This is a genomic window from Methylotenera sp. (genome assembly GCF_013141425.1).
GTDB lineage: Bacteria > Pseudomonadota > Gammaproteobacteria > Burkholderiales > Methylophilaceae > Methylotenera.
On the sequence record NZ_JABFRA010000064.1, the window covers coordinates 1 to 6382 of the forward strand.

Below are 6382 nucleotides of genomic sequence, written 5' to 3' on the forward strand. Positions count from 1 at the left end.
TTGTATGCGGCGATTTTGACTGCGCTATTGGGAATACGCATTTATTATAAAAAGTTTCGTTAGTTTGGCGTGTGAGTTTTGTAAACTCAGCCTTTAACGTGACATAAATTGACGTTTGTGATGATAATTCGTAATACTCTTCATTGAGTTGCTGTCTTCATATTTCTTTATAGTGTCTTATTACCAACGCATTTATGCTGATAAGAATAGGTTTAACCAACTGTTTATTAAGTGTAAATTAATATTATTACCTAATATCAAGTTTACTTAAATTAAGCTATCAATAATCAACTTTTAATTTGGCATGTTAATTGCTTAACTTTACTCATCTTTGTTTTAAAGTTTTTGTTGGGTAAGATTTAAAACAAACTTAATTTACTTTTTTAAGGGATATTTACATGAACAAACTATTAGCATCTTTACTAGCTTCAGCTGCATTATTGGCAACTGCAATTCCTGCTGCGCAAGGCGCAACTACTGCGAGCAATAACTTTACAGTAACTGTTGCATTAACATCACAATGCAAAGCCAATAACGATAGTACGCAAACCGTTGATTTTGGTACTTATGAGGCATTTCAAGTAGGCGCTCAGGCTAGCCTTGCTGATGCAAATATTGAATTCAAATGTACGCGTGGCTTTACACCAGCTTCTGCAGCTTTTGATACTACTAATGGTACAGCTATTGGCGGTGGCGTATTGCTAGGTTTAAATTATGATCTATCTGTAGCTGCCTCTACTTTAACTACAGCGGGTACAGCCGCCACTTCAGCACCTGCTGGCATTGGCTCTGGCGACATTAGAACTTATGCAGTTTCTGGCTCTATGCCTGCAGATCAAGCGGGTGATTGCGCAACAGCATCATGTGCAGCACTTTCACACACACGTACTTTAATCGTTACATTTTAAGTATTACGCTTAACTTTACCCTTAAGTGATGTATAAAGTAAGTTACATAAAACCAACAACTAGCGCCTTGTTTGTAATTGCGCTAGTTGTTGGCATTGCTTGGCCTAGGCTTGGTTTGGCAGCACAAGCGGCTAATCAATTCAATGTAAAGGTTCGTTTGCAAACTAGCGCGCCAGAGTCAGCATTTTGCCGTAGTAGCAATGCGCCAGGTAGCTTTGGCGCTACTATCACAGTGGTTTGTGCGACAGGCGCAGTGGTTGATATTGCGCCTAGAAATACAGGCGGCATGCCATGGTCACCCATGCATGGTGGGGCTTACCGTTATTTATTTTCATCTAATGCCGCGGGTTATAAGTTGGACTCAATTGACGACTATGCTGGTGTCGGCAGTATCGCTTCTTGGCGTGTGATTGATTTAAGCAGTTGGAAATATCTTGAAATGCTGGTAAATTGGTAACTCAATCAGCAAACTGGTGCGTAACTCAATGAATTATATAAAAAATACTCGCAAACACATAAAGATGCTTGTTGTTTTAAGTGTTACGGGCTTGTTAATGGCAAGTTTTACTGCACCAGTTTTGGCTGGGGTGTTTTCAGTATCACCTGTACGCATTTATATGACCCCTAAAGACAGGGCGGTTGCTGTTACCATTACCAATGATGGTGATGATGAGCTGGTTATGCAGGCCGATCTTTACAGCTGGAAACAAAAAACAAACGGTGAAGATGATCTCACCTTGTCAGAAGACCTTTTTTTATCTCCACCAATTATCAAGTTAGCCGCTAATGCGCGCCAAGTGGTGCGTCTTGCCGTATTAGCACCCTCCAAATCAAACGACGAACTTTATTATCGAATGATTATTCGTGAAGTGCCAGAAGCCAAACCAATACAAGACAAAATGCAACTACAAATTGCTTTAGCTTTTTCCTTGCCTGTTTTTATTACGCCTAAATCGGCAAAGAGCCTGCTCACTTGCCATGTTGAGAAAAACGCCACAAATGCTATTAACGCAATATGCGAAAATAGCGGTAACGCTTATGCGCGTCCGCGTGAGTTTGTGCTTAAAAATGCTACAGGTGAAACACTCGCGGCTAGCGAAGCTACCGTTTATATTTTGCCTGGCATTACTCGTAGTTATGAACTAAAAAGCACCAAAAGCATTATTCCTACAGGAGCGGCTAAGCTAAGTGTCACGATGGATGATGCTACGACACGTGACTATGACGTGACCATTGGCAATTAGACCACACAAGGTTAAGCGTTTGAATCTAAAGCTAAAACTCACCTTATGCGTACTTGCACTGCTTTGCATTAACACTTCTACCGCAGCTGAATCTGAGCATTCTTCAGCATCAACAAAACCTGCTTTTACCAGTGACCGTATTTTGCCGATGGACGTAACCATCAATGGCGCCAAAAGCGGTACTTGGCTTTTTGTTGAGCGCAATGGTGTTTTATATGTGCAACGCGATGCCTTTGAAGAGTGGCGCATTACCGTTAATGCCGATACCAAAGCCATTGATTTTAAAGGTCAGCAATATTGGCCTTTATCTGCCGTACCTGGATTTAATTCCACCATTAACTTTGCAAACCAATCGGTGGAATTACTATTCTCGCCGCAATCTTTTGCCGCAACGCGTTTGCAAGGCGCGAAATCAAAGCGTCCAACGGTCAGCCCTGTGCTACCCAGCGTATTTTTTAATTACGACCTCAATTATTCCAAGTCTTATTTACGTGCCGCGCCGTCACCAGAAGATTTAAGCGTACTTACTGAAGTGGGTGTATCTACAGGTTTGGGTGTGCTCACCAGTAGCGCAAGTGGGCGCAATCTAACGCGTGACACCGCGCTAGGTAACAAAAATGAATGGTTGCGCTTAGAAACCACTTTTACCAAAGACTTACCTGAGTCTAATCGCACCTTGCGGCTGGGCGATAGCAATACACGCGCAGGCATGTTGGGGCGCAATGTTTATTTTGGTGGTGTTCAGTTCGGTACTAACTTTGCCTTAACGCCAGGTTATGTTACACAGCCATTGCCATCACTCACAGGCTTGTCAGCCGCGCCATCTACGGTAGAGTTGTATATTAACGATGTGTTGCGCCAAGTATCTAATGTGCCAACTGGACCATTTGCTATTGATAACTTTCCCATATTAACGGGCAGCGGTGATGCGCGCATTGTCGTACGTGATTTATTAGGCCGTGAAACCATCATCCAACAATCATTTTTTACTAATGGGCAATTGCTGGCAACGGGCTTAAATGATTGGAGCGTAGAGGCGGGCAGTGTGCGGCGTGATTTAGGTTCAGCTAACGCTAATTATGGTACAGCCTTCATCAACGGCCTTTGGCGACGCGGCATTCAAGATAGCTTAACCCTTGAAGGACGTGCATCAGCGACTTCTAAGCAAGGCTTAGTGGGTTTTGGTGTAGTCTCCGCCTTGCCTTTTCAATTATTAGGAAAGGCAGCCTTCACTGGGAGCTCTGCTGATAATTTAGGCAGTGGCAAGCAATGGCTAATAAGCGTAGAAAACCAAGGCTTACGTTTTAGTGCAAATATAGAAGCGCAGGGTGCTTCTAAGCATTTTCGTGAGCTAGGTCAAAACCTCGCAGTCTCACCCATCAAGTTGCAGCTGGCAGGCAATATGAGTTATTCCAGCGATAATTTAGGTACTTTGGGCTTAAGTTTTGCGAGCATTAAGCAATATGACAGCTCGACCGTCACCACTTTTTCTAGCAATTACGCAGTTCGCGTTGGCGAAAATAGCAGTTTTAATTTATATGCCAGTCAAGCTAACGCTGGCGGCACTACTAGTCGAGCAATAGGCATATCATTACTTGTACCTTTAGATAATAATCGGGTGGCAAGCTTGTATGCAAATAGTAGTAGTGGTCAAAATGACTTATATGCAACACTTGCACAAACCCCTAATCAAGATAATCATTTAGGCTGGCGCTTGTTGGCTGGCCAACAACAAAACCACAGGCGTGAAGAAGCAGGGGCTTTTTACTACGGGCGCTATGGCACATTAACAGCCGACGTCAGTAATACATCAAACCAAACAGCCTTGCGCTTAGGCGCAAATGGTGGCATTGCAATGGCAGATGGAAATGTGTTTGCCACCCAACGGTTAATGAATAGCTTTGCCTTAGTGGAAGTTAAAGATTACGGCAATGTTGGTGTTGGTATTGGTAATAATATGCAAACTAAAACCAATAAAAATGGCGTTGCTATGATACCTAATTTAGCTGCATATCAAAGTAACTCCATACGGCTAAACCCTCAAGACTTACCTGTAAGTGCCGATATAGAGTCTATTGAGCATGACGTAGTACCTGCATGGCGTAGCGCGGTAAAAGTAAATTTTCCAGTGCGTAGTGGGCGTGGTGCACTACTAAAAATCCAGCTTGACGATGGCGAGCCTGCTCCAGCAGGTGCTATTGTGAAAATTGATGGGGATAATCAAGAGTTCTATGTGGCACGTCGCGGTGAAGCATTTGTAACGGGCTTGCAATTAAGTAGCACATTAGTGTTAAGTTGGAACGCACAGCAATGTAAGGTGAGCGTGACCTTGCCACCTGAAATATTAGATGAAATAACGCGCTTAGGGCCGCTACTATGTAAAGGAATGACTCGATGAAAGCTAATTACACTACGGCACTAATTATTTTATATTTACTGTTTTTTTCAATAACCGCGCAAGCCGCTATTACCTGTACAACGCCAACATCCACTGGCTTTACAACCGCGTTTAATGCGGTCACGGGTGTTAATGCAAGCGTAGTGCCAAATGTTACACAAGGTACAATTACAACCACGTGTACGCGCACCTTAGCTACAGATGCGACCACGGTTTATATTCGCGCCAATAACGGGGCAAATGCTACAGGGGTACAAAATCGCACTCGATTAGGTGCAACAAGAATTAGTTATGAGGCTTTTAAAGATAGTGCATGTAGTGCATTATGGACTAGCACAGTGGCTGGTAACTATATGCCAATTACCTTGTTACCTATTACCACACCACAACCGATTTCTTCAAATTATTGGGGTTGCATTACCATTGCAGGACAAGTTGCCGCTGCAGGCAACTATACAGATACCGTGCAAATCAGAGTAAGGACAAATAATGGTTCAGGCGCATGGCTTTCAACTGTTGGCAACTTTCCTGTAAGCATCATAACACCTGCTACATGTACTGTAACAACACCTCCAGGCAACATTTCATTCACCTATACAGCCTTTGGGGCAGCAGTAAATGCAAATACTACATTTGGTGCTATATGTACGCTTAACTTGCCGTACACCATGAGTTTAGATACCTATAGCAGTGTGTTAAGCGGCTTAAATTACAGCCTAAATATCAACTCCAGCACCAATGCAAATAGCCGAGGCACTGGTGCAGCCCAAACGCACACAATTAACGGCAGTATGCCAGCAGGGCAGGCGGGAACTTGTGTGACAGGCACGTGCAATGCGTCACAAATACATACTCTAACCATTACTTATTAAACTAATTACTAAATAGCTCAACTTTTTAATGTGCTAATATTGCAGTAAAAAAATGTAAGTATTGTATTATCTCACCGACTAAGCATCACCAATCTAATCTATAAGGTGATCAACATGCTGAATCAGCGTTTATTTTCATGTGGTAAGAGTTTATATAACGAAATCATAAACCAGCTAAATGCTTGCTCAGACAGCATTCCACCATTATTTTTACGCTTGATTCTTGCATGGGAGTTTGGTGAATCTGGCTTTGAAAAGCTGCATGGCACGAATTGGTTTGCCGATTTAACTTTTCCATTTCCATTTAACTTGTTGCCGCCTAGCATTAGCTGGAATATCGCTACAGGCTTTGAAGTAGTGGGTGCATTTGCGTTGTTATTTGGTTTAGCTACGCGCTTTTTCACTTTTTCGCTAATGATATTGACGATAGTCGCTATCGCCTCTGTACATTGGCCTGAGCATTTTAGCTCACTTTCTGAATTGCTTAAAGGCTACCGCATTGTAGATGAAGATGGCGATGGTTTTGGTAACTATAAATTACCACTGATCTACTTAGTAATGTTTTTACCATTACTGTTTGGTGGTGCAGGTAAATGGAGTATGGACAGTTGGTTAAAGAAAGTTTTTAATTTTTAAATTGAGGCTGTCGTATAGTAGATTGGCATAAGTGTTACGCTTATTAAGCTTGAAGCAGATTAACGCAAATAGGCTTCAATTTCAGCTTGCCAATCCAACTAGACAACTTGAATTTTATTTTTCAATATTACATAATATACATTATACGAAGTAATAGATCTGCAAATAAAGCCGAGTGGGATTCTCGGCTTTATGAATTGTTGTTACATCTAACCTACTAGCTTTAAATTATCTGTTGTTGAAAAACGCAATATTCATTACCTTGTCATTTACAAAGGTAATTTCCGTTTCTTTGTATTTGTTTTTTGGATCATAATTTACTAT

At 42.0% G+C, this 6382-nt stretch carries 6 protein-coding genes; all 6 read left to right on the forward strand.

Annotation, left to right across the window (positions count from 1 at the left end; all coding sequences use genetic code 11):
* The first annotated feature begins 398 nt into the window (after nt 1-398).
* The 6 genes from HOO90_RS05455 (at nt 399) to HOO90_RS05480 (ending at nt 6058) form a co-directional block, all read left to right on the forward strand.
* Complete coding sequence (locus tag HOO90_RS05455) at nt 399-908, forward strand: hypothetical protein (RefSeq protein ID WP_292840469.1); 510 nt, start codon at nt 399-401, stop codon at nt 906-908.
* Between the two features lie 28 nt (nt 909-936).
* Nucleotides 937-1365 carry a hypothetical protein gene (locus tag HOO90_RS05460; RefSeq protein ID WP_292840472.1) on the forward strand — a complete coding sequence of 143 codons (429 nt, stop codon included), beginning with the start codon at nt 937-939 and terminating at the stop codon, nt 1363-1365.
* A 97-nt stretch (nt 1366-1462) separates the two neighbouring features.
* Nucleotides 1463-2152 (forward strand): fimbria/pilus periplasmic chaperone, encoded by a 690-nt coding sequence (locus HOO90_RS05465; protein WP_292840475.1) that lies wholly within the window; start codon nt 1463-1465, stop codon nt 2150-2152.
* A gap of 19 nt (nt 2153-2171) precedes the next feature.
* Nucleotides 2172-4550 (forward strand): fimbria/pilus outer membrane usher protein, encoded by a 2379-nt coding sequence (locus tag HOO90_RS05470; protein ID WP_292840478.1) that lies wholly within the window; start codon nt 2172-2174, stop codon nt 4548-4550.
* A complete protein-coding gene (locus tag HOO90_RS05475) occupies nt 4547-5422 on the forward strand; it encodes a spore coat protein U domain-containing protein (RefSeq protein ID WP_292840481.1) in 876 nt (291 codons plus the stop codon). The genes HOO90_RS05470 and HOO90_RS05475 overlap by 4 nt, the downstream gene beginning before the upstream one ends.
* Nucleotides 5423-5536: 114 nt before the next feature.
* Complete coding sequence (locus HOO90_RS05480) at nt 5537-6058, forward strand: DoxX family protein (RefSeq protein ID WP_292840484.1); 522 nt, start codon at nt 5537-5539, stop codon at nt 6056-6058.
* Nucleotides 6059-6382 lie beyond the last annotated feature (324 nt).

What these genes read in the sequence shown, in the direction of transcription:
- HOO90_RS05465 (WP_292840475.1), top strand. Translation starts at nt 1,463, where the DNA reads ATGGCAAGTTTTACTGCACCAGTTTTGGCTGGGGTGTTTTCAGTATCA.
- HOO90_RS05455 (WP_292840469.1), top strand. Translation starts at nt 399, where the DNA reads ATGAACAAACTATTAGCATCTTTACTAGCTTCAGCTGCATTATTGGCA.
- HOO90_RS05475 (WP_292840481.1), top strand. Translation starts at nt 4,547, where the DNA reads ATGAAAGCTAATTACACTACGGCACTAATTATTTTATATTTACTGTTT.
- HOO90_RS05460 (WP_292840472.1), top strand. Translation starts at nt 937, where the DNA reads ATGTATAAAGTAAGTTACATAAAACCAACAACTAGCGCCTTGTTTGTA.
- HOO90_RS05480 (WP_292840484.1), top strand. Translation starts at nt 5,537, where the DNA reads ATGCTGAATCAGCGTTTATTTTCATGTGGTAAGAGTTTATATAACGAA.